This window comes from Mesorhizobium australicum (assembly GCF_900177325.1).
GTDB classification, from domain to species: domain Bacteria; phylum Pseudomonadota; class Alphaproteobacteria; order Rhizobiales; family Rhizobiaceae; genus Mesorhizobium_A; species Mesorhizobium_A australicum_A.
This window is the reverse complement of the sequence record NZ_FXBL01000004.1, coordinates 4331094-4353279: the sequence shown is the minus strand read 5'-3', so window position 1 is coordinate 4353279 and position 22186 is coordinate 4331094. Positions and strand designations below refer to the sequence as shown.

Below are 22186 nucleotides of genomic sequence, written 5' to 3'. Positions count from 1 at the left end.
GCCCGTAAACAGCGTCGAATGCTGGTCCGACCAGAATTAATCCGGGATGCGAAAAAAATCGGTTCAAATTCGCGCCGCTTCTGGTATGGGAGAGTCGACGCGATCGCGTCTGGCCGGAACCCAAGAGACGTGCACGAGCACGCGCGACCGGCCGGGAGGAAGCGGAACATGTATCTCGGTCTCGATCTCGGAACGTCCGGCGTCAAGGCGCTGCTGATCGACGGGGACCAGCGCGTTGTCGCCTCGGCTAACGGACATCTCGACGTCTCGCGGCCGCATCCTGGGTGGTCCGAGCAGGAGCCGGCCGACTGGGTGCGGGCAACCGAGGAAGCCCTTCACGCGCTGAAGGCCAGCCATTCCAGGGAGATCGCGGCGGTCAAAGGCATCGGTCTCTCCGGCCAGATGCATGGCGCGACGCTGCTCGGCGCCGGTGATGAGGTGCTGCGGCCCTGCATCCTGTGGAACGATACGCGCAGCTTCAGGGAAGCGGCCGCGCTCGATGCTGATCCAAGGTTCCGAAAGATCTCGGGCAACATTGTCTTCCCGGGCTTCACCGCGCCGAAGCTCGCGTGGGTGAAGGCGAACGAGCCGAAGATCTTCGCGCAGGTGCGCAAGGTACTGCTGCCGAAGGACTATCTCAGGCTTTGGCTGACCGGTGAGCATATTTCAGAAATGTCGGATTCGGCCGGCACGTCCTGGCTCGACACAGGCGGGCGCCGCTGGTCGCCGGAACTGCTCGCAGCGACGGATCTGGGCGAGGAGCACATGCCGTCGCTGGTCGAGGGCACCGCTCCCGGCGGCATCCTGCGCGGCTCTGTCGCGGCGCGCTGGGGCATGGGTGGCAATGTCGTGGTCGCCGGCGGGGCAGGGGACAATGCGGCCTCGGCGATCGGCATGGGCACGGTCGCGGAAGGCCGCGCCTTCGTCTCCCTCGGCACGTCGGGCGTGCTGTTCGCCGCCAACGCCTCCTACCTGCCGAACCCCGAAAGCGCGGTCCACACCTTCTGCCACGCCCTGCCGGACACCTGGCATCAGATGGGTGTCATCCTGTCGGCAACGGATTCGCTCAACTGGCTCTGCGAGATCACCGGCCGCGACGCGCAGGAACTCACTGCCGAACTTGGCGATGTGCCAAAGGGTCCTGGCAAGGTCACGTTCCTCCCCTACCTCTCCGGCGAGCGTACCCCACACAACGACGCCGCGATCCGCGGCGCCTTTGCGGGCCTCGGCCATGAGAGCGGGCGGGCGGCCTTGACGCAGGCGGTGCTTGAAGGCGTCGCCTTCGCACTGCGCGACAATCTGGAGGCGCTACGGGCGGCCGGCACGGAACTCGCCCGCGTGACCGCGATCGGTGGCGGCTCGCGTTCGCGCTACTGGCTCGGGATCATCGCCGATGCGCTCGGTCTCGCGGTCGAAATCCCGGCCGATGGCGATTTCGGCGCAGCGTTCGGCGCTGCCCGCCTTGGCCTCATCGCTGCCACCTCCGCCGATCCGCTCGCCGTCTGTACACCGCCGGCGACCTCCGCCACCATCGAACCCGACGCCCGCCTCCTTCCGTCCTATGAGGACGCGTGGACGCGCTGGCGCGGTCTTTATCCTGCCATCAAGGGAGCAACGACGTGAGCACGGGATTTTTCGGCGACATCAAGCCGGTCAAGTATGAGGGGCCAGACTCCACCAATCCGCTCGCCTACCGGTTCTACAATCCCGACGAGGTGGTCGCCGGCAAGCGGATGGAGGACCATCTGCGCTTCTCCGTCGCCTACTGGCATTCTTTTGCTTGGCCGGGCGGCGATCCGTTCGGCGGCCAGACTTTCGAGCGTCCGTGGTTCGGCGAAACCATGGAAGGCGCCAGGCTCAAGGCCGACGTCGCCTTCGAGATGTTCACGCTGCTGGGCGTGCCCTATTACTGCTTCCACGACGCCGACATCCGGCCCGAGGGCAAGACCTTCTCGGAAAGTCTCGGCCGTTTCGAGGAGATCGTCGACCTCCTCGGCGCCAAGCAGAAGGAGACCGGGGTCAAGCTTCTGTGGGGCACCGCGAATCTGTTCTCCAACCGTCGCTATATGGCGGGTGCCGCGACCAATCCCGATCCGGACGTCTTCGCCTATGCGGCGGCGACCGTGAAGGCTTGCCTCGACGCGACCAAGACGCTCAAGGGCGAGAACTATGTGCTGTGGGGCGGCCGCGAAGGCTATGAGACGCTGCTCAATACCGACATGAAGCGCGAACGCGAGCAGGCCGGTCGATTCCTGTCGATGGTCGTCGACTACAAGCATCGCATCGGCTTGAAGGGCACGATCCTGATCGAGCCGAAGCCGCAGGAGCCGACCAAGCACCAATACGACTACGACGTCGCGACGGTCTACGGCTTCCTCAAGGATTTCGGCCTCGAGAAGGAGGTCAAGGTCAATATCGAGCAGGGCCACGCGATCCTCGCCGGCCACACGTTCGAGCACGAACTGGCGACAGCGGCCGCGCTGGGCATCTTCGGCTCGATCGATATGAACCGCAACGACTACCAGTCCGGCTGGGACACCGACCAGTTCCCGAACAATGTACCGGAGATGGCGCTCGCCTTCTACGAGGTGCTTAAGGCCGGCGGCTTCAAGACCGGTGGCACGAACTTCGACGCCAAGCTGCGTCGCCAGTCGCTCGACCCGCAGGACCTGCTCGTCGCCCATATCGGCGGCATGGACTGCTGCGCGCGCGGCCTCAAGGCGGCCGCCAGGATGATCGAGGACAAGGCGCTCTCCGGTCCGCTGGAAGAACGCTACGCGGGCTGGAAGAGTGCGGAAGGCAAGGCGATCCTTTCTGGCAAGCGTACGCTGGAAGACCTCTCGGAGCGCGTGGTGAAGAAGAAGATCGAGCCGCAGCCGAAGTCGGGCCGCCAGGAGTGGCTGGAGAACGTGGTCAATCGCTACGTGTGAGGCTAGGCCTTAGCTCGCTGTGACAACCAGCACGCCAAGAAGGCCGACAGCACTCACGACGAACCATCCATCCGCTCGCTCAAGCCGTGGCGCGGCGGTGATCGTGCGGGGGCCGCCGTCGAGGCCGCGCACCTCCATCGCGATCGCCGCGCGGCTGGCGCGGCGGATGGCGTAGGCGAGCAGCGGCACGACGAGGGACGCAGTTTCGAACGGGCCGGGGATGCGGCGCGGCGGGCGGCCGCTGCGCATGGCGCGCGCGAGGCGGATCTGCTGCGCTTGCGCCGCGAGGTCGGGCACAAGGTGCAGTGCGGAGAACAGCGCGTAGCCGATGCGCGGCGACAGCCGCCAGTTCGCCATCAGCGCCTTGATGAAGCCGCCCGGATCGGTGGTCAGCGCGAACAGCGCCGACACCATGCCGCAGGCCACCGCGCGCAGGAACAGCACGATCCCGGCCGAGAACGCCGCCGAGCCGAACGGCGACTCGCCCGCCATGCGCAGCGCGAAGTCGCTCTCTTCTCGGAACAGAACGCTGGTGGTGAGGAAGCCGAAGCCGAATAGGGCGAACGGGACCATAAGCGCCGCCACGACGAGCGGCGGTTTGCGTTCGAGCAGGATCAGCGCCGCGGCCGCGACGAGTACGATGGCCGCCTGGAAACGCGCGTCGAAGACCAGGATCGAGGCGCTCACCCAGGCGAGGCAGACAAGGAGCTTGGGCAGCGGATGGAGCCGGCTCAGCATGGTGCATGTTCCTCCAGCCAACGCAGGGCCGGCATCGTCGCCGGCTCCTCCAGTCCGGCCTGCCGGAGCAGGGCGGCATCGCGGGCGAGCTCGATCATCGGCCGGTCGCCGAGAATGCCTCCGTCGCCGACAAGCACCGCACGCGTGCAGGTCTTCAGCGCGAAATCCATGTCGTGGGTGACGACGGCCAGAGCCCGCCCGCCCTGCGCGAGGAAGTGCAGCCGGCGCGACAGGGCCTCGACGCCTGCCGCGTCGAGGCCGGCGGTCGGTTCGTCCAGCACCAACAGCGGCCAGCGGTCGGCGGCGACCAGAGCGAGCAACGCAAGCCGGCGCTTCTGGCCCGCCGACAACTCGAACGGATGACGCCGCTCGAGACCGGCGAGCCCCCAGTCCGCGAGCAGCTGATCCGCTTGCGCGAACCGCTTCTCCTTCGCGACCGTCCGGCCGAGCGCGTCCGCGATCTCTTCGCGCACCGAGCCGGCCATCAGCTGGCTCTCGGGGTTCTGGAAGGCCATGCCGCCGGGCGGGCCGTCGCGGCGCCCAGCGAGCAGCCGCAGCAGACCGGCCAGCGTCGCACTCAGCGTCGACTTGCCTGCGCCGTTGCGGCCAAGGATGGCGAGGCACTCGCCGCTTCTCACCTCCAGCGTAATGCCCCGCAACACGACCGGGCCGAACAGCGGCGCGCAGGCTGCGTCTGTCAGACGCACGAGCGGTTCGTTGCCCATTACCGGGGCAGGGGAGATGCATCGGCCCGCAACGAAGGATCGAATGGCGCTAGCCGCCGCGATCCGCTGGGTCTTGCCCAATGCATCGACGGCGCGCAGGGCCTCGTCGACCGACAGCGGTGGCACATCGAGCGTGATGCCCGCTCTGGAGAGTTCTTCATCCAGTCCCGACGCCGCCGGCCGCCAGATGCCGCGGGCGGCGAGGTCCGCGCCATGGGTGCGGAACAGCCTGCGCGGCGCATCCTCAGCGAACAACCGTCCGGCGGCGTCGAGCACCGCCACCCGGTCGATGTCGCCGATCAGGCCGTCGAGCCGGTGGTCGACGACCAGCACGCCGCGGTCGTCGCGCGGTTCGAGCAGCAGCGTCCGCAGTCGCGCGGCGGCCTCCGGGGCGAGGTGGGCGGTCGGCTCGTCGGCGATGAACAGCGGCGCATCCTGCGCCAGCGTGGCCGCCAGCGCGACGAGCTGCCGTTCGCCGCCCGACAAGGTGGCCGTGCGGCGGTCGTGCCAGGCGACGGGAATGCCGGTGCGCTGCATCGCGTCCTCGACCCGCCGGCCGATCTCGTCTTCCGGCAGGCGGCGGTTCTCCAGCGCGAAGGCGATCTCGTCGGCGACGCTCATGCCGCAGAGCGTCTGCTCGGCGTCCTGATGCAGCCAGGCGATCGTGTCCGACCATTCGGCCGGCGAGCGCGAGGTTGCGTCGCGGCCCGCCAGTTTGACGCTGCCGGCCACCGTCGCCGGGATGGCGTTCGGCACGAGGCCGTTGACGGTGGCGAGCAGCGTCGACTTGCCCGCGCCGGATGGGCCGAGCAGAAGCAACCTCTCGCCGCGCCGTAGCGACAACGTGACCGGACCGACCGCGTCGCGTTCCTGATAGGGATAGCGGACGGCCAGGTCGCGCCACGCGACGAGATCGTCAGGCATGTCCGGACCGGCGGTCGCGGTCGATCGCAAGGCCGGAGAGCACGCCGGTCTTGTAGAGCGCCTCGGTGATGAGGTGGCCGGCCAGGCCGCCGAGCAGCGCGCCGCTGAGGCAGCGCAGGACGAACATCGTGACCACCAGGCCGGGGGCGAGTGCGCCGTAGTCGAAGCGGATCCAGGTGTAGACGAACGAGAACACGGCCGCCCCGACGCCGGCCGCCATCAGCACCGGCAGGCGGTAATTCTTCCAGCGCGTCGCGGCGAACACGGCCTCCGCGCCTGCGCCCTGGACTAGGCCGGTGACGAGCAGCAGAAGGCCGGCCGGACTGCCGAGCAGAACCTGCACGAGTGCTGCCAGCAGTTCCGACAGCAGCGCCGCTCCCGGCTTGCGGATGATCGCGCCGGCGATGATCGAGACGATGAACCAGAAGCCCATCACCACGTCCATCGTCACCGGGCCGAAGATCGCCTGCGCGATCAGCCACACCTGCACCCAGGCGAGGTAGAGCACGCCGAATACCGCGCCGAGCACGGCGACGATCAGGATTTCACGCAAGGTCCAGCCGTACTGGTTCATCTCGATATCTCCAGACATGGGAAAGGTGCCGGCGCAGGCCGCCGGCGGGAAAGGCCGTCAGATCTTGGACGGGCTGTTGGCCGAAACCGTCAGGTCCATGGCCACGTGTCCTTCCGGCGCGCCGAAGCGCAGGAAGGCTTCGCCCAACGTGGCGAAGAGGGGGCCGGCGTCGCCCCTGAGCTTGGTGCAGAAGTTCTTCGAACGATCGAAGACACCCGACGTCTTGAGGAAGTCGATGCAGCCATAGATCTCGTCCATGTGCTGGACGGCGCCGAGCGGATAGAGCGAGAACTGCGCGGCGACGGTCTGTCCCGCCAGTTCCGCGGCGGCGACTACGTTGCGTGCCTGCGCGATCCGTCCGGCCAGATCGCCGCGGACGCCGGCCCCGGAGAGCGGCGTGCAGATCGGATCGTCCGGCTCGCCGGGGCAGCCGCGCGAGACGGTGGCGTGGAGGACGCAGTGCGTGCCCGTTCGCGCCGCGGCGGCGAAGAGGTCGCGCATGGCGGGGAAGAGCTGTTCCGGCGGCCCGACGATCAGGGTCGAGACGTCGTCGGTCTCGATGCGGAAGTCGGATCGGTAGGGATCGAGCGCATGAAGCGCGCCGAGGATGATGCCGACGAAGTCGTCGGACATGGGATACAGGGAAATCTGCGCGCCTGAGAACATCTCGCCTCGCTCCGCTGGCATTAACCAGATCAGCTTGAGGGTCCACGGACATGTCGCCCGCATCTCAGCCCCGGCATTACGGAGCACCCCTGTCGAATGGACGCCGGATAACATCGCGGACGGACGCAACGCAAGCGGCGAAATGAGATTTTGTCAGGCGGTCGACAGCCGCCTTGACCCACTCGCGCGAACTACCATACAAGTTTGCGCGAATGGAGGAGAACGATGCGGCAGACCTGGCGGTGGTTCGGACCGAAGGACAAGGTGTCCGTCGAGGATGCGCGCCAGGCCGGCGTCGAGGGCATCGTCACAGCGCTGCACCACGTGCCGACCGGCGAGGTGTGGCGCGCCGAGGAGATAGAGCAGCGGCAGCGCGAGGTCGCCTTCCTGCCCGACGGGTCGATGAGCGGCCTCAAATGGGAGGTGGTCGAGAGCCTGCCGGTGTCGGAGGCGATCAAGACCCAGACGGGGCACTTCAAGGCGCATGTCGAGCACTACAAAGCGAGCCTCGCCAACCTCGCGCGCGCCGGCATCGAGGTGGTCTGCTACAACTTCATGCCGGTGCTGGACTGGACCCGCACGGACCTCGCCTGGCGTGTCGGGCATGGCGGGCGGGCGATGCGGTTCGACCTTGCCGATTTCGCCGCCTTCGACATCCATATCCTGAAGCGCAGGGGCGCGGCGGCGAGTTTTCCCACGCACGTCGTGGAGGAGGCGGCGCGGCGCTTTGCCGGTATGAGCGAGGCGGGGAAGAAGGAGCTCGCCGCGAACGTCACCGCAGGCCTGCCCGGCGCGGTGGAAAGCTGGTCGCTGCCGGAACTGTCGGCGCATCTTGCCACCTATGACGGCGTCTCGCCGGAGCGGCTGAGGCAGAACCTGATCGACTTCCTTGCCAAGGTCGCGCCTGTGGCGCAGGAGCTCGGGGTGAGGCTCTGCTGCCATCCCGACGATCCGCCGTTCCCGCTGCTCGGGCTGCCGCGCATCATGTCGACCGAGGCGGATTATCGTGCGGTGCTGGATGGGGTGGATGTGCCGGCGAACGGCGCGACGCTCTGCACCGGCTCGCTCGGTGCGCGGCCGGATAACGACCTGCCGGCGATGGCGCGGGCGCTGGCGGACCGGATCCACTTCGTCCACCTGCGCAATGTGCGGCGCGACACGGAGGAGGTGCCGTGCTCCTTCTTCGAGGACGAGCATCTGGCGGGTCAGACCGACATGGTGGCGGTGGTGGCCGAACTGCTGGCGGAGGAGAAGCGGCGGCGCGAGGCGGGCAGGGCGGATGCGGTCATCCCGATGCGGCCCGACCACGGCCAGGAGATACTCGACGACCTGACGCGCGGCGCCCAGCCCGGTTATCCGGCGATCGGCCGGCTGAAGGGACTGGCGGAACTGCGCGGCGTGATGGCGGCGCTGGGGCATCCGGTGGCGGGGAGAGGGTGATGGTTGTGAGTTCGGCGCGAGCGACCCGCCTCTCCGCTTCGTCCATTCTTCCCCCCTCCACCCATGCTCCCGCCTACGACCGCGCTGCCCGAAAAACCGGCATCGTGCATCTTGGCACGGGGGCGTTCCACAAGGCGCATCAGGCGGTCTATACCGACGACGCGCTGGCGGCGGGTGGAGACTGGATGATCGCCGGCGTCTCGCTGCGCTCGCCCGATGTCGCCGACGCTCTCAATCCGCAGGACGGGCTCTATACGCTGGTGGTGCGCGGGGCCGAGGGCGTGTCGGCGCGGGTGGTGGGCTCCATCGCAAAGGTGCTGGTCGCGCCGCGCGAGCCGCAGGCGGTGATGGCGGCGCTGACGGCGCCGGAAACGAAGATCGTCAGCCTGACGATTACCGAGAAGGGCTACGGTCTCGACCCGAAGACCGGCGGGCTCGACCGCGCGCACGCCTCGGTCGCGCCGGATCTCGCCGACCCGCGCCGGCCGGCGGGCGCGGTCGGCCTGATCGTCGAGGCGCTGCGGCTGCGGCGGGCGCGCGGCGTCGCGCCGTTCACGGCGCTGTGCTGCGACAACCTTCCCCACAACGGCAAGGTGCTGAAGAGGCTTGTCGGCGAGTTCGCGGCGGCGGTCGATGCCGAGCTTGGCGAATGGATTGCGGCCAATGTGACCTTTCCCTCGACGATGGTCGACCGCATCACGCCGGCCAGCACCGAGGCGACCTTAGCGGAGGCGGAGAGGCTGACGGGCTTCGAGGACCGGGCGGCGGTGGAGACCGAGCCGTTCACGCAATGGGTGATCGAGGACGATTTCGTCGCCGGCCGGCCGGCCTGGGAAGCCGGCGGCGCGATCTTCGCGACGGACGTGGCGCCTTACGAGAAGATGAAGCTTCGGATGCTCAACGGCGCGCATTCCATGCTCGCCTATTCGGGCTACATCGCCGGGCATCAATATGTCCGCGATGTGATGCGGGATGCGGCACTCGCCCGGCTCGTGGCGCGGCACATGGATGCGGCGGCGCGGACGCTCGATCCGGTGCCGGGTGTCGATCTCGAAGCCTACAAGGCCGACCTTTTGTCGCGATTCGCCAACCCGGCTATCGCCCACCAGACGTATCAGATCGCCATGGACGGGACGCAAAAATTGCCCCAGCGGCTGATCGAACCGGCAATCGCCACACTGCGTGCCGGCGGATCGCTGGATGCCTATGCCTTCGCCGCGGCCGCGTGGATGCGGTATTGTCTGGGCATGGACGAGACGGGCCAGAGATATGCGCTGCGCGACCCGCGCGAGGCGGAGATTGCCGCCCTTCTGGGCGGACTGGACGACGATTCCGCCTCGATCGTCGACCGCCTGCTCGCACTGCCCGGCCTGTTTCCGCATGAACTTGCCGCCGCCCCGGAGTGGCGGCGCGCAGTGCAGTCGCGGCTGGAGACGATGCTGGCCGACGGCATGCGCAGGGCGATCGAGAGCGAGGCCAGAGGGTAAGCGGCGGGACAGCTGCTTTTGGACGCAGAAGGGCGTCGCCACGGAAGGGATTGCGCGGGCGCGAAGAATTGGATTGTCTTCATCGTCCTGGTCGCGCTTACGACGTGTCGCAGAACTGGACCCGAAGAAACGCCGCGCCGCGCCGCTGGGCGGACCCGCCGTCGGCCGGGTTCGATCGACTTTTATGGCTACCGCTGTCAGCCTCGGGTGGATTCATCCAGCGGCGGAGTTGCGCGATGGCAAGAACGGCGAGGGCAAGGGCTCGAAGGGAGCTTGCCAGCGCCATCGCATCGTCGGGCTCGAAGCCGTAGTCGATTTCCGGCACGGCAGGCGTCCAGTGCTCGCCCGCCAGCTCCCACGCTGAATCGGCGACGAAGTCCCTGACGATGCCGTCGGCCCGCTGAAGGGCCCACAGCGCCGTGCAGCGGGCGTGGTGCGACGCGCCGGCCGCGCGCTCGGCGAGATGGGCAAGCGAGAGCAGCATCATGGCGATGCCGTCGATAATGTCCCATTTCTTCCTGCCCCGCGCAGTCCAACCCATCGCCGCCTCCTTTCGCGCGGTCATGATGGCGGATGCCGGATGGGGCGTGGATAAAGAATCTGCAAATCGCGAGCGGATCTCGGGATTGATGGCCGTTTCGAGAGAAATCCGTCCACGCCTGTCGTTCTCCGACAGGGGGAGGCGACTCGGACGAAGGGCGACGGATGAGCGTGCTGGGCGAAAGGAAGCCTTGAGGATCAGCGACGCCGGACTTTTGCTACCTCGCGCTCCGTCCAACACCCCTCATCCGACCTCGCCTCCGCTGCGCGTCGGTTCGGCCACCTTCTCCCGCAAGGGGAGAAGGACGGCGCTACTGCACGACGAAATAGGCCTCGATCCGGTCCGCCGCCTGACGTAGGGCCGGCAGCATGTCGCGGCGCATTTCTTCGACCGTGTGGCGGGCCGCCTGGGTCGAGACGTTGATCGCAGCGACGGTGCGGCCGCTGCGGTCGCGGATCGGGACGGCGATGGAGCGCAGGCCGAGTTCGAGTTCCTCGTCGACGAGCGCGTGACCTTCGACGCGCGCCGTCCGGATGGCGGCGGCGAGGCGGTCGGGGGCGGTGATCGACTTCGGGGTGAGGGGGGAGGGGGCGGAGCGTGCGGCGAAGGCGTCAATCTCCGTGTCCGGCAGCCCCGCCGCGAGCACGCGGCCCATCGAGGTGCACCATGCAGGCAGGCGGGTGCCGACATGCAGGGCGACCGAGAGGATGCGGGTCGAGCCGACGCGGGCGACATAAACCACATCGAGGTCGGAGAGTACGGCGGCCGAGCAGGATTCGTTGAGCCGTCCGGACACCTCGCGCATGTAGGGCTCGGCAAAGGTCCAGAGCGAGGCGCCGCCGATCCAGCTACGGGCCACCGACAGCAGGCGGGGCGACAGGCGGAACACACGGCCGTCCTGCAGCGCATAGCCGGAAGCGACCAGCGTCAGCAGGAAGCGCCGCGCGCCGGCGCGGGTGAGCCCCGCCGCCTCGGCCATCTCCGTGAGCGTCATGCCGTCCGGATGGGCGGCGAGGATCTCCATCACGCCCAGGCCCTTTTCGAGCGAGCCGACATGGTCGCGGTCTTGGGTCGCCGTCATCGGGTATCTCCGCCGGCCGCCGTTTCAGCGGGCGCCCACGGACTCCCCGGTCGGTGGAACCTGAGCATGTTGCGAGAACCGGCAGAGGCGGGACAGCCTTCTGCGCCGTCATCCTCGGGCTTGTCCCGAGGATCTGCCTGCCGACCAGATCTGGGAATATGGCCGGGGTCGCGATGGACTGGCCTAGGATCGCAGATCCTCGGGACAAGCCCGAGGATGACGGCGAGGGGAGAGAGCGGTCGTCGGCAAACGCCTCTCGGCCTGTGCGACGGGGAGAGGAGGCGCCGGGTGCTTCCGGGATTTGACTTAATGAAGATCATGTCATAAGAAGTATCGCATATCAAACAAAAGTTCGCAATACGAACTTTCTTGGAAGATCGGTCCACTACGAATGAGTCTGGAGCGAGGATGAGCAGGGTCTATTCCAGCATCGAGGATGCGCTCGACTGCATCCAGGACGGCATGTCGGTGATGATCGGCGGGTTCGGCGGCGCGGGGGCGCCGATCGAGCTGATCCACGCGCTGGTGGACCGCTACAGGCGGACGGGTTCCCCCGGCGGCCTGACGGTGATCAACAACAATGCCGGCAACGGCGCCGTCGGCATCGCGGCGATGATCTATGCCGGCATGGTCGCGAAGATGGTCTGCTCGTTCCCGCGCTCGTCCGACCCCAAGGCGTTCACCGATGCCTATCTCGCCGGCAAGATCGGGCTGGAGCTGGTGCCGCAGGGGACGCTGGCCGAACGCATCCGCGCCGGCGGCGCGGGCATTCCGGCTTTCTACACGCCGACGAGCTACGGCACGCAGATCGCCGAGGGCAAGCCGCAGGCCGAGTTCGACGGGCGGATGTATGTGCAGGAGCGCTGGCTGAAGGCGGATGTCGCAATCATCAAGGCCGAGCTGGCGGACCGCAAGGGCAACCTTACCTACAGCAAGGCGGCGCGCAATTTCTCGCCGCTGATGGCGATGGCGGCGAAGACGACGATCGTGCAGGCGAGCCGCGTGGTCGAGCCAGGCGGCATCGATCCGGAGCATGTCGTGACGCCGGGCATCTTCGTCAACAGGATCGTCGAGGTGGCTCACCCCGCCCAGGAAGAGGCACTGCTGCGCGCGGGAGCGAAGGCATGAAGAAGCTCTCCAACGCCCAGATCGCCTGGCGCGCGGCGCAGGACCTGCCGGACGGCGCCTATGTCAATCTCGGCATCGGCTTCCCCGAGATGATCGCCAAGTTCAAGCCCGCGGGGCGCGAGGTGGTCTACCACACGGAGAACGGCATTCTCGACTTCGGCGAGGCGCCGCCGGTTGGCGAGGAGGACTGGGACCTGATCAATGCCGGCAAGAAGGCGGTGACGCTCAATCCGGGCGCATCCTTCTTTCACCATGCGGATTCCTTCGCGATGGTGCGCGGCGGCCATCTCGACGTGGCCGTGCTCGGCGCCTACGAAGTGGCCGAGAACGGCGACCTCGCCAACTGGAGCACGGGCCCCGGCTCGGTGCCCGCCGTCGGCGGCGCGATGGACCTCGTGCACGGCGCCAAGCAGGTCTGGGTGGTCACCGACCATGTCACCAAGGACGGCAAGCCGAAGCTGCTCAAGCAGTGCCGCCTGCCGCTGACAGGCGTCGGCTGCGTGACGACCGTTTTCACCAGCCTTGCCGTCGTCGACATCGTCGGCGGCCAGTTTCACCTTCGTGAAAAGCTGCCCGGCATGAGCCTCGACGAGTTGCAGGCCTTGACCGGGGCGACGCTGGTGGCCGATGGCACTGTTAAAGACCTGAACGTTCCGGAGCTGTGAGACCATGACCGAAGCCTATATCTGCGACTACATCCGCACGCCGATCGGCCGCTTTGGCGGGTCGCTGTCGTCGGTGCGCGCGGACGATCTGGCGGCGGTGCCGCTGAAGGCGCTGGTGGAGCGCAATCCGGGCATGGACTGGGGCGCGGTGGACGATGCGATCTACGGCTGCGCCAACCAGGCGGGCGAGGACAACCGCAACGTCGCGCGCATGGCGGTGCTGCTCGCCGGCCTGCCGAAGGAGATCCCCGGCTCGACGGTCAACCGCCTCTGCGGCTCGGGCATGGACGCGGTCGGCATCGCCGCGCGTGCGATCAAGGCCGGCGAGGCGGAGCTGATGATCGCGGGCGGCGTCGAGAGCATGTCGCGCGCGCCCTTCGTCATGCCGAAAGCGACGGAAGCCTTCTCGCGCAATGCCGAGATCTACGACACCACCATCGGCTGGCGCTTCGTCAACCCCTTGATGAAGAAGCAGTACGGGGTCGATTCGATGCCGGAGACCGGCGAGAACGTCGCCGAGGAGTTCGGCGTGACGCGGCAGGCGCAGGACGCGTTCGCGGTGCGCAGCCAGGACAAGGCGGTGGCGGCGCAGAACTCGGGCCGACTCGGCAAGGAGATCGTGTCCGTCACGATCCCGCAGCGCAAGGGCGACCCGGTGATCGTGTCGAAGGACGAGCATCCGCGCGCGGGCACGACGATCGAGGCGCTGGCCAAGCTCGGCACGCCGTTCAAGAAGGAGGGCGGCACGGTGACGGCGGGCAATGCGTCCGGCGTCAACGATGGCGCGGCGGCGCTGATCATCGCCTCGGCGGAGGCGGCGAGGAAATACGGCCTCACCCCGATCGCGCGCGTTCTGGGCGTGGCGACGGCGGGTGTTGCGCCGCGCATCATGGGCATCGGTCCCGCACCGGCGACGCAGAAGCTCTGCGCCCGGCTTGGCCTGAAGCCCACCGACTTCGACGTGATCGAACTGAACGAAGCCTTTGCCTCCCAAGGCATCGCCGTGCTGCGCGAACTCGGCATCGCCGAGGACGCGCAGCACGTCAACCCGAACGGCGGCGCGATCGCGCTGGGCCATCCGCTCGGCATGTCGGGTGCGCGCATCGCCGGCACGGCGGCGCTCGAGTTGCGCGAACGCGGCGGCAAGCTCGCGCTGGCGACGATGTGCATCGGCGTCGGCCAGGGCATCGCGATTGCGATCGAGAGGGTGTGAGCCCTATACCTTTACGCTAGGGTGGCGGATGGTAAGGGCAGGCGGATGAACTTCGCCGCGCTTCACAGCTCCCGCACGAAATACCGCACGGTCCGCTCGCCGCCATAGATCGCGGCGGTACCCACCTCCCGAAAGCCCATCGCGGCATGGAACGCGTCGGAGCTAGGATTGGGCGGGTCGGAATTGACCTCGCAGGCCACGACCTTGTGGCCGGCGGCGCGGGCCTTGGCGAACAGCGTTTCGTAGAAGGCGCGGGCGAGGCCGCGGCCGCGGGCATGGCTGGCAACGGCCACGCGGTCGACATAAGTGAAGCGCGGGTAGCGGGCCTTGAACCAGAGGAAGTTTGTCGAATCGTAGTCGGCGTCCTGGTCGAAGGCGAGCAGGAAGGCGTCGGCCTCGCCGGCACGAAGGGCGAGGAAGGCCTCGTCGACGAGATGCCTGAGCTTTGGCAGCTCCAGCCAGGAGAGTTCCCGCGCATGCTCGTTGTTGAGCGCGAGGATGGGGGGCAGCGCGTCCTCGCTGATGGGCGTCAGGTCAGCCATTGGCCAGGATCTCGTCGCGCCGCTGGCGCCATTCGCCCGAGGTCTGCGGCTTGACGAAGACGCCGGTGATCTCCGGCACCGCCTCGCGCAGCCTCGCCTCGATGCGCTCGACGCAGGCCTCGATCTCGGGCGTGGTCAGCGTGTCCTCGAAATCGGCGCTGAGGCCGATGACGATCTGGTGCGGGCCGAGATGGACGGTGAGCACGCCGTTGGCCTTGTGCACGGCGGGATCGGCCTGGACGATCTCCAGCACGCGCGCCTGGATTTCGGGCGAGGCGGGTTCGCCCATCAGCAGGCCCTTGGTCTCGCGGGCGAGGAAGATCGCCGTGCCGGCGAGCACGAAGGAAATGCCGATGGAGGCTGCGCCGTCGAGCTCAGGCATGCGCAGCAGATGCGCGCCGGTGACGCCCGCAAGCGCGATGACCAGGCCGAGCAGGGCGGCCGAGTCCTCGAACAGGACGGTGAAGACGCTGGGGTCCTTGGATTTGCGGACGGCTTCGAAATAGCCGAGATTGCCCTTGGTCTTGCTGAACTCGCGCAGCGCCACGAACCAAGACGAACCCTCGAAGACGATCGACAGGCCGAGCACGATGAAATTGATCGTCGGGTTGCTGATCTCTTCGGGATGCATGATGTGGATCACGCCCTCGTAGAAGGAGACGCCCGCGCCGAGCGCGAAGACCAGCAGCGCGACGACGAAGCTCCAGAAATAGATCTCGCGGCCGTGGCCGAACGGGTGGCTGCGGTCCGGCGGGCGCTCGGCGCGGTGCATGCCGTAGAGCAGCAGGCCGCCATTGCCGGTGTCGACCAGCGAGTGGACGCCTTCGGACAGCATGGCGGAACTGCCGGTGAACCAGGCCGCGACGAACTTGGTCGCCGCGATCAGAAGGTTGCCGGCGAGCGCGGCGTAGATGACCGTCTTCGATCCGCCCTGGCTCGCCATGACGCCTCCGTTTCCGCCAGCCGGCCGATCAATAGGGGGACGGCAGTGTCTTGTCCGCCTTGCAGCGCTTCAGCGGCAGCGTCTTGCCGGAGTAGACGCGCAGGACCTTGTTGTTCGCCGTGTCGACGTCGACGCTGATGCAGGCGCAGCCATAACCGTAGCTGCCGTTCGCCGCGACATATTCCTTCTCGTCGAACGCCGGCAGGTTGAGCATCACGGCGTCCGGCGCCTCGATACCCTGCGTGGCGAGGATCCAGGTGGCGTCCTTGTCGGTCAGCCAGTAGTTGCCCGGCGTCGGGTTGACGAGCCAGCCGCAGCGGTTCTCCGCCGCCCCGGCCGAGATGGTCGCCAGAGTGAGGAAGGCGGCGGCCAGGGGCAGTTTCATGCGAGCGAGTCCTCGTTCCAGTGTCCGAGGCCAAGCATTCGCACGGCGGCGACGATCCGCGCAAAGCTTTTTCGCGCCCGCCCGACCGTGTGCCGCGCGCGCAGATAGCCGTGGACCAATCCTTTCTCCTCGACCGAGACCGCCTTGCCGCCGGCGGCGCGGATGGCGTCGCGATAGGCGGGGCCGTCGGAGGAGAGCGGATCGCATTCGGCGGTGATGCAGACGGTGGGCGGCAGGCCGGAGAAGTCCGTGTCGCGCAGTGGCGCGAAGCCCGCGTCCTTCGACACGTCGGCGCCGCCGGTGCGGATCTTCTGGTAGAAGGCCATGTCGCGGATCGACAAGAGCGGCGCGTCGGCGTGGGTGACGTAGGAACCCTTCCTGTGGTCGCCGCCGAGGCCGGGATAGATCAGCACCTGGCCGGCCGGCGCATGTGCATGGCGCCGGTAGCGCCCGGCGACGGCGGCGGCGATGTTGCCGCCGGCGGAATCGCCCGCGAGTACGATGGCGCGCCCGGCATAGGTTTTCGCCGCCCATTCGAAGGCGGCGTAGCCGTCGTCATGGCAGGCGGGATAGAGATGTTCGGGCGAGAGGCGGTAGTCGACCGAGACGACCTCGAAGCCGGTGCGCTGGCAGATTTCGGCGCAGACGTCATCATGGCTTTCCAGCCCGCCCAGCATGAAGCCGCCGCCGTGGAAATAGAGCACCATCGCCGCCGCGTCGGGCTGCGCGGCGCGGTAGATGCGGATGGGGATGTCGTGCGTCGGGGTGGGGATCGCGGTCGTCTCGGTGACCAGCCCGTCCGGATAGCCGGCATGGAACTCGCGGCACATCCGGTCGTAGATCTCGCGCTGCTCGGCAATCGTGTAGTCGATCGTGTCCGGCGGGTAGAAGGAATTGGTCCGCTCGACAAAGGCCCAAGTCTCGGCGTCGAGCAGGTCGGTGTAGTCGGTCATCACTTCCCCTTCCACACCGGATCGCGCTTCTCCGCGAAGGCCTTGAAGCCCTCCATGTTGTCCTCCGAGGCGTAGAGCGTGTCGACGGTGCGGAACTTGCGCTTGGTGATCCAGTTCATCGCCTCCTGGAAGCTCATCGACTCCGCCTCGCGGGCGACCTCCTTGATGGCGGAGAAGACGAGCGGCGGGCCGGAGGCGAGCAGGCGGGCGACCTCCCAGACGCGGGCCTCCAGCCGGTCTGCCGGCAGCACCTCGTTGACGAGGCCCCAGCGGTGCGCCTCCGCCGCGTCCATCCAGCGGCCGGTGAGCAGAAGGTCCATGGCGACGTGGTAGGGAATGCGCTTCGGCAGCTTGATGGTGGCTGCGTCGGCGAGCGTGCCGGCGCGAATCTCGGGCAGCGCGAAGGAGGAGTGCTCGGAGGCATAGATCAGGTCGCAGGACAGCGCCAGCTCGAAGCCGCCGCCGACCGCCATGCCGTTGACGCAGGCGATCACCGGCTTGTTCATGTCGATCAGCTCCTGCAGCCCGCCGAAGCCGCCGACGCCGTAGTCGCCGTCGACCGCGTCGCCGGAGGCGGCTGCCTTCAGGTCCCAGCCGGCGGAGAAGAACTTGTCGCCCGCCGTCTTGACGATCGCGACGCGCAGGTCCGGATCGTCGCGGAACGCCTTGAACGTGTCGCCCATCATGCGCGAGGTGGCGAGGTCGATGGCATTGGCCTTCGGCCGGTCGAGGGTGACCTCCAGCACGGGGCCGTTACTGCGCAATTTGATAACGGACATGAACTCCTCCGGCGCGATGCTCGTCGTCAGCTGGGGGCGACCGGCGGGGCCGACCGACGATGGTGGGATATTTCAGGCAACGTACCGGTGGGCAATACCTCAAGTGGCAGTTCCGATGCGATCGCGCCGAAAGTCTGAGATCGGGGCGAGCACCATCAGCGCGTCCGCCGCCCAGGCGTCACGTTCGCATATAATGAGCGGATTGACGTCGAGTTCCACCAGCTCGTCGACATTTGTCAGCGCGAAAGCGGCAATCGCGGTGATGGCGTCCATCGTGGCGGCAAGATCGGCCTTAGGCCGGCCGCGATAGCCATCGAGCAGCGGGAACAGCCTGAGGGAACGGAGTGCCGCCTCGATCTCGTCGCGGCTCGACGGCAGGAGCAGGGTGCGCGAGTCTTGCAGCAGCTCAACCAGCACGCCGCCGCTGCCGATCGTCATCACCGGACCGAACAGCGGGTCGCGGGTGACGCCGACGATCAGTTCGGCGACAGCGCCGGAAATCATGCGCTCGACATAGAGGCCGGTGCCGAGGCCGGCCATGGCGGCGGCAGCGGTGCGCACGGCTTCAGCGTCGCGGAGGTTCAGCTTCACCGCGCCGGCCTCGGACTTGTGCGCCACACCCAGCGCCTTCACGACGACGGGATAGCCGAGCGTTTCGGCGGCGACGACGGCCTCGTCGGGGGTCGCGGCGCGCAGGCCGGCGGGGACGGGCAGGCCGGCGGCGGCGAGGAGGGACTTGGCGGCGGCTTCGTCGGGCGTGATGGCTGCGATACCCCCCTCTGCCCTGCCGGCTGCCGGGGCGAGCCACGCGTCTCGCCCGTCCTTCGGACCCCCCTCAAGGGGGGAGATCGGCAGTTCCGCCAACGGCCGTCTTCTATCTGCGTTTGCACCAGGGGCAGACCTCTCTAGATGCGCAATCTCCCCCCTTGAGAGGGAGATGCCCGGCAGGGCAGAGGGGGGCGAATAGGCAGAGCCTATTGAGGGGGGAACTGCTCTCCCCCACGCGTCTCCGACGAAGACCGCAGCCTCCGCCGCGTCAAACGCCTCGGCGATGCCGAGGATGGGCACGATGCCGCGCCGCAGCAGTTCCTCGGCGTGGGCTTCGGGGATGTTCTCGCCCATCGAGGCGACAATCGCGCCCCTGGCGCCGTTGGCCTTCAGCGCCGTCTCGAAGGCGTTCACCGTCGGCCACCAGTCGGCGTCGGAGCAGCGGTCGGTCCGCGGGAAGTCGAGCACCAGCATGTTGAGGTCGAAGCCGCCGGACACCATCGCCGAGAAGGCCGCGGTCATCGCCGGTTCGTTGTTCCAGATGTAGGTGTTGTAGTCGAGCGGATTGGCGACGGCGACCAGCGGCCCCAGCGCTTCGGCCAAGCGCGCCTTGTGCTCGGGCAACAATGCGGGGAAGCGGACGCGGCGGCCCTCGGCGCTGTCGGCCATGACCGAGGCCTCGCCGCCCGAGCAACTCATCGAGGACAGCGTGTTGCCGGCAAGCGGGCCGACGGCGTGGAACAGCTTCAAGGTTTCGAGGAAAGAGGGGATAGTGTCGACGCGGGGGATGCCCAGGCGGCGCAGGAACGCATCCGAGGCGGCGTCGGAGCCGGCGAGCGAGGCGGTGTGCGAGACGGTGGCGGCGCGGGCCTGTTCCGAGCGGCCGACCTTCATCGCCACGATCGGCTTCTTCAACTCGCGTGCCCGGGCGGCGAGGCGTTCGAAGCCGCCCACCGAGTCGAAGCCCTCGATGTGCAGGCCGAGGCAGGAAACGCGATCGTCTTCGATCAGGCCGAGCGCCATTTCCGAGAGGCCGGTCTGCGCCTGGTTGCCGGCGGTCATCAGGTAGGCGACCGGCAGGCCGCGCGTCTGCATGGTGAGGTTGCAGGCGATGTTGGAGGACTGGGTGATGATCGCCACACCCTTTTCGCCCGGCGCGAGCCGGCGGCCGCCATGCTGGTCAGGCCACAGCAGCGCGCCATCGGCATAGTTGATCAGGCCGTAGCAGTTCGGCCCGATCACCGGCATGTCGCCGGCCGCCTCGACCAGCTCGCGCTGCAGGCGCTCGCCGTCGGCGTCGTAGTCGCCGGTCTCGCGGAAGCCGGCCGCGAAGCAGACCGCGCCGCCCGCGCCCTTGGCGCGCAACTGGCGGATGACGTCGATGGTGAGGGCGCGGTTGACGCCGATGAAGACGGCGTCCGGCGCTCCGGGGAGATCGGCGATGGTCTTGTAGGTCCTGACGCCCTCGACCGTGTCCTTCGTCGGGTGGACGACCCAGAGCTCACCCGGGAACCGCATCTTCAGCGTCTGCCTGACGACGTTGGTGCCGAAGCCTCCGCCGCCGACGACGCAGATGGATTTGGGGCGCAGCAGGCGTTCGAGGCGGGTCATGTGGCGATCGCGGCGTCCGGGCCGGGGACTCGGCTGGAGACGAGTTTCTCAATCTCGACGGCATAGTCGGCTGCCGCCGTGAGGCCCTTGGGGCTGAGGGCGTAGATGCCGGTCGAGACGCGCTCGAACCAGCCGTAGTGGTTGTCGGCCATCAGCCGCCGCGCATGGGCAATACGGGTCTGCCGCGCGATCTCCGACGCCTTGGTCGGGCCCTGCTCGGTCAGCATCCGCAGGCACAGGAGCGCTTCCTGGCGGTAGGCGGTGATGAGCGTGCGGCGGGTCGATCCGCCGCTGTTGGGGTCGCCGACGAGCTTCGCGAACTCGCGCAGCAGGCGGGTCTTGCGCGGCTTGGACTGTCGCGGCTTGTAGGGTGCCGGGTCGCAGTGGAGTTCGACGAAGCCATCGGGCAGGCGCACCGTGATGAGGCCGAGGCCGAGACGGCGGCAGAGCGCGGTGTTGTCGGCAATCGCAGTCATCGAGGCACGACCTGTCCCGCGCGGCACGGCGATATAGACCGCATCGGTGATCGTCTGCCGCGCGATGGCCTGATGGAACAGCGACAGCGAGAACCCGACCTTCAGCTCGACGATGACCGGCTCGTCGCCGTCGCGCACCGCGACGACATCGACGGCGCCGATCTCGCCCTTGACCGTGTAGCCTTGCCCTTCGAGCAGGCGCTTGACGGGGAGATAGAGGTCGGTCTCGCGGATTCGGGTCATGGGGCAAGGTCTAGTCCTTCTCCCTTTGTGGGAGAAGGTGGGTCGGTGCGCGGCGTCTCGCGGATGAGTTGGATGGGCGCCGTGGAGCTGCAGCGCCGCCCGGCCGGGGGCCCGCTGCTTCGCAGCTCCCCGGCATTCGCGGCCTTTCATCGTGCCACCGGCACGGTGAATTTGCTGCGCAAACCGGCCGCTCATCCCCCCATCGCCCGCAGCAGCGCACGGCTGATGATGTGGCGCTGGATCTCGCTGGTGCCTTCCCAGATGCGCTCGACGCGGGCGTCGCGCCAGATGCGTTCCAGCGGCAGGTCGTCCATCAGACCCATGCCGCCGTGGATCTGGATCGCCTCGTCAGCGATGAAGGCGAGAACCTCCGTCGCCTTCAGCTTGGCCATCGCCATGTCCTCGTCGGTGACGGTGCCGGCGTCGTATTTCCAGCCGGCCTCGCGGGTCAGCAGTTCCGCCGCCTTCAGCTCCATCGCCATGTCGGCGAGCTTGAACGAGACGCCCTGGAATTTTCCGATCTGCTGGCCGAACTGCTCGCGCTGCGCGGCATATTCGATGGCATGCTGCAGGGCGCGTTCGGCGCGGCCGAGACAGGTGGAGGCGACCTGCAGGCGGGTGGCGCCGAGCCAGGAATTCGCCACCTCGAAGCCGCGATGCACCTCGCCGAGGATCTGTTCCTTGGGCAGGCGGCAGTCGTCGAATTCGAGGATCGCGTTGGTGTAGCCGCGATGGGAGACGTTGCGGTAGCCGTCGCGGACCGTGAAGCCGGGCGTGCCCTTGTCGACGAAGAAGGCGGTGATCTTCTTGCGCTTGCCGCGCGGCGAGTCTTCCTCGCCCGAGGCCATGAAGACGATGGCGAAGCCGGCGATGTCGGCGTGGCTGATGAAATGTTTCGTTCCGTTGAGCACCCAGTCGTCGCCGTCCTGGCGCGCGGTCGCTTTCATGCCGCGCAGGTCGGAGCCGGCGCCCGGCTCGGTCATCGCCAGGCAGTCCCAGGTCTCGCCGCGGATACAGGGATAGAGATACTTCTCCTTCTGCGCATCGGTGCCGGCGAGCAGGATGTTCGACGGGCGTGCGACGCAGGTCCAGTGCAGCGCGTAGTTGGCGCGGCCGAGTTCCTTCTCGTAGAGCAGCCAGGACAGCGTATCGAGCCCCGCGCCGCCGACCTCGGCCGGCATGTTGGCGGCGTAGAGGCCCGCGGCCATCGCCTTCTTCTGCAACTCGCGGATCAGATCGAGCTCGAGCCTGCCGGTGCGCTCCACCTTCGCCTCGTGCGGATAGAGCTCGGTCTCGACGAAGGACCGGGTGGTGTCGACGATCAGCTTCTGTTCGTCGGTGAGGCCGAAGTTCATGGGTGTGGCTCCGTTTCGA

21 protein-coding genes and 1 riboswitch are annotated in these 22186 nt (G+C 67.9%); of the genes, 7 read left to right on the top strand and 14 right to left on the bottom strand.

Features of this window, described 5'->3' with window-relative positions:
• Positions 1-168: 168 nt before the first annotated feature.
• Together xylB and xylA are read left to right on the top strand one after the other, a co-directional pair.
• Positions 169-1623, top strand: a complete 1455-nt coding sequence (gene xylB / locus B9Z03_RS23895; protein ID WP_085466510.1) for a xylulokinase — start codon at positions 169-171, stop codon at positions 1621-1623.
• On the top strand, positions 1620-2930 hold the full coding sequence (xylA, locus tag B9Z03_RS23890; protein ID WP_085466509.1) for a xylose isomerase: 1311 nt from the start codon (positions 1620-1622) through the stop codon (positions 2928-2930). Before xylB ends, xylA begins: the two co-directional genes overlap by 4 nt.
• Before the next feature lie 9 nt (positions 2931-2939).
• On the opposite strand, the gene B9Z03_RS23885 is transcribed toward xylA, so the two are convergent.
• The 4 genes from B9Z03_RS23885 to B9Z03_RS23870 all read right to left on the bottom strand — a co-directional run bounded on the left by B9Z03_RS23885 (position 2940) and on the right by B9Z03_RS23870 (position 6557).
• Entirely contained in the window at positions 2940-3668 is a 729-nt protein-coding gene (locus B9Z03_RS23885) for an energy-coupling factor transporter transmembrane component T family protein (protein ID WP_085466508.1), read from the bottom strand.
• Positions 3662-5317: an ATP-binding cassette domain-containing protein gene (locus B9Z03_RS23880; protein WP_139832378.1), complete on the bottom strand. Its 1656-nt coding sequence runs from the start codon at positions 5315-5317 to the stop codon at positions 3662-3664. Before B9Z03_RS23880 ends, B9Z03_RS23885 begins: the two co-directional genes overlap by 7 nt.
• Positions 5310-5909 carry an ECF transporter S component gene (locus B9Z03_RS23875; protein WP_244561827.1) on the bottom strand — a complete coding sequence of 200 codons (600 nt, stop codon included), beginning with the start codon at positions 5907-5909 and terminating at the stop codon, positions 5310-5312. Before B9Z03_RS23875 ends, B9Z03_RS23880 begins: the two co-directional genes overlap by 8 nt.
• 39 nt (positions 5910-5948) lie before the next feature.
• Positions 5949-6557, bottom strand: coding sequence for a YkoF family thiamine/hydroxymethylpyrimidine-binding protein (locus B9Z03_RS23870; protein WP_085466505.1), 609 nt, complete (start codon positions 6555-6557; stop codon positions 5949-5951).
• Positions 6547-6658: riboswitch (TPP riboswitch) on the bottom strand. It overlaps the preceding gene by 11 nt.
• Positions 6659-6782: 124 nt before the next feature.
• Between B9Z03_RS23870 and uxuA the strand changes: the two genes are divergently transcribed.
• Both uxuA and B9Z03_RS23860 read left to right on the top strand, forming a co-directional pair.
• On the top strand, positions 6783-7997 hold the full coding sequence (uxuA, locus tag B9Z03_RS23865; protein WP_085466504.1) for a mannonate dehydratase: 1215 nt from the start codon (positions 6783-6785) through the stop codon (positions 7995-7997).
• Complete coding sequence (locus B9Z03_RS23860) at positions 7997-9484, top strand: mannitol dehydrogenase family protein (RefSeq protein WP_085466503.1); 1488 nt, start codon at positions 7997-7999, stop codon at positions 9482-9484. Before uxuA ends, B9Z03_RS23860 begins: the two co-directional genes overlap by 1 nt.
• A gap of 97 nt (positions 9485-9581) precedes the next feature.
• Here B9Z03_RS23860 and B9Z03_RS23855 read toward each other — a convergent pair whose 3' ends face one another.
• On the bottom strand, positions 9582-10025 hold the full coding sequence (locus tag B9Z03_RS23855) for a hypothetical protein (protein ID WP_085466502.1): 444 nt from the start codon (positions 10023-10025) through the stop codon (positions 9582-9584).
• 310 nt (positions 10026-10335) lie between these two features.
• Entirely contained in the window at positions 10336-11106 is a 771-nt protein-coding gene (locus B9Z03_RS23850) for an IclR family transcriptional regulator domain-containing protein (RefSeq protein ID WP_085466501.1), read from the bottom strand.
• 408 nt (positions 11107-11514) lie between these two features.
• On the opposite strand from B9Z03_RS23850, the gene B9Z03_RS23845 reads away from it, so the two are divergent.
• Genes B9Z03_RS23845 through pcaF form a run of 3 tightly spaced genes read left to right on the top strand, consistent with a single transcriptional unit; the run spans position 11515 to position 14112 of the window.
• Entirely contained in the window at positions 11515-12234 is a 720-nt protein-coding gene (locus B9Z03_RS23845; RefSeq protein ID WP_085466500.1) for a 3-oxoacid CoA-transferase subunit A, read from the top strand.
• On the top strand, positions 12231-12899 hold the full coding sequence (locus B9Z03_RS23840; protein WP_085466499.1) for a 3-oxoacid CoA-transferase subunit B: 669 nt from the start codon (positions 12231-12233) through the stop codon (positions 12897-12899). The genes B9Z03_RS23845 and B9Z03_RS23840 overlap by 4 nt, the downstream gene beginning before the upstream one ends.
• Positions 12900-12903: 4 nt before the next feature.
• Positions 12904-14112 carry a 3-oxoadipyl-CoA thiolase gene (gene pcaF / locus B9Z03_RS23835; protein ID WP_085466498.1) on the top strand — a complete coding sequence of 403 codons (1209 nt, stop codon included), beginning with the start codon at positions 12904-12906 and terminating at the stop codon, positions 14110-14112.
• 62 nt (positions 14113-14174) lie between these two features.
• Here the strand turns inward: pcaF and B9Z03_RS23830 are convergent, their stop codons facing one another.
• The 8 genes from B9Z03_RS23830 to B9Z03_RS23795 form a co-directional block, all read right to left on the bottom strand.
• Positions 14175-14654 (bottom strand): GNAT family N-acetyltransferase, encoded by a 480-nt coding sequence (locus tag B9Z03_RS23830; RefSeq protein WP_085466497.1) that lies wholly within the window; start codon positions 14652-14654, stop codon positions 14175-14177.
• Positions 14647-15597, bottom strand: coding sequence for a cation diffusion facilitator family transporter (locus B9Z03_RS23825; RefSeq protein ID WP_085466496.1), 951 nt, complete (start codon positions 15595-15597; stop codon positions 14647-14649). Before B9Z03_RS23825 ends, B9Z03_RS23830 begins: the two co-directional genes overlap by 8 nt.
• Before the next feature lie 28 nt (positions 15598-15625).
• Positions 15626-15982, bottom strand: coding sequence for a DUF4087 domain-containing protein (locus tag B9Z03_RS23820; RefSeq protein WP_085466495.1), 357 nt, complete (start codon positions 15980-15982; stop codon positions 15626-15628).
• On the bottom strand, positions 15979-16935 hold the full coding sequence (locus B9Z03_RS23815) for an alpha/beta hydrolase (RefSeq protein WP_085466494.1): 957 nt from the start codon (positions 16933-16935) through the stop codon (positions 15979-15981). The genes B9Z03_RS23820 and B9Z03_RS23815 overlap by 4 nt, the downstream gene beginning before the upstream one ends.
• On the bottom strand, positions 16935-17714 hold the full coding sequence (locus B9Z03_RS23810; protein WP_085466493.1) for a carnitinyl-CoA dehydratase: 780 nt from the start codon (positions 17712-17714) through the stop codon (positions 16935-16937). The genes B9Z03_RS23815 and B9Z03_RS23810 overlap by 1 nt, the downstream gene beginning before the upstream one ends.
• Before the next feature lie 99 nt (positions 17715-17813).
• Positions 17814-20093, bottom strand: coding sequence for an acetate--CoA ligase family protein (locus B9Z03_RS23805; RefSeq protein ID WP_085466492.1), 2280 nt, complete (start codon positions 20091-20093; stop codon positions 17814-17816).
• Positions 20090-20812, bottom strand: coding sequence for a DUF2161 domain-containing phosphodiesterase (locus tag B9Z03_RS23800; protein WP_085466491.1), 723 nt, complete (start codon positions 20810-20812; stop codon positions 20090-20092). The genes B9Z03_RS23805 and B9Z03_RS23800 overlap by 4 nt, the downstream gene beginning before the upstream one ends.
• A 191-nt stretch (positions 20813-21003) precedes the next feature.
• On the bottom strand, positions 21004-22167 hold the full coding sequence (locus B9Z03_RS23795) for an acyl-CoA dehydrogenase family protein (protein ID WP_085466490.1): 1164 nt from the start codon (positions 22165-22167) through the stop codon (positions 21004-21006).
• Positions 22168-22186: the final 19 nt, after the last annotated feature.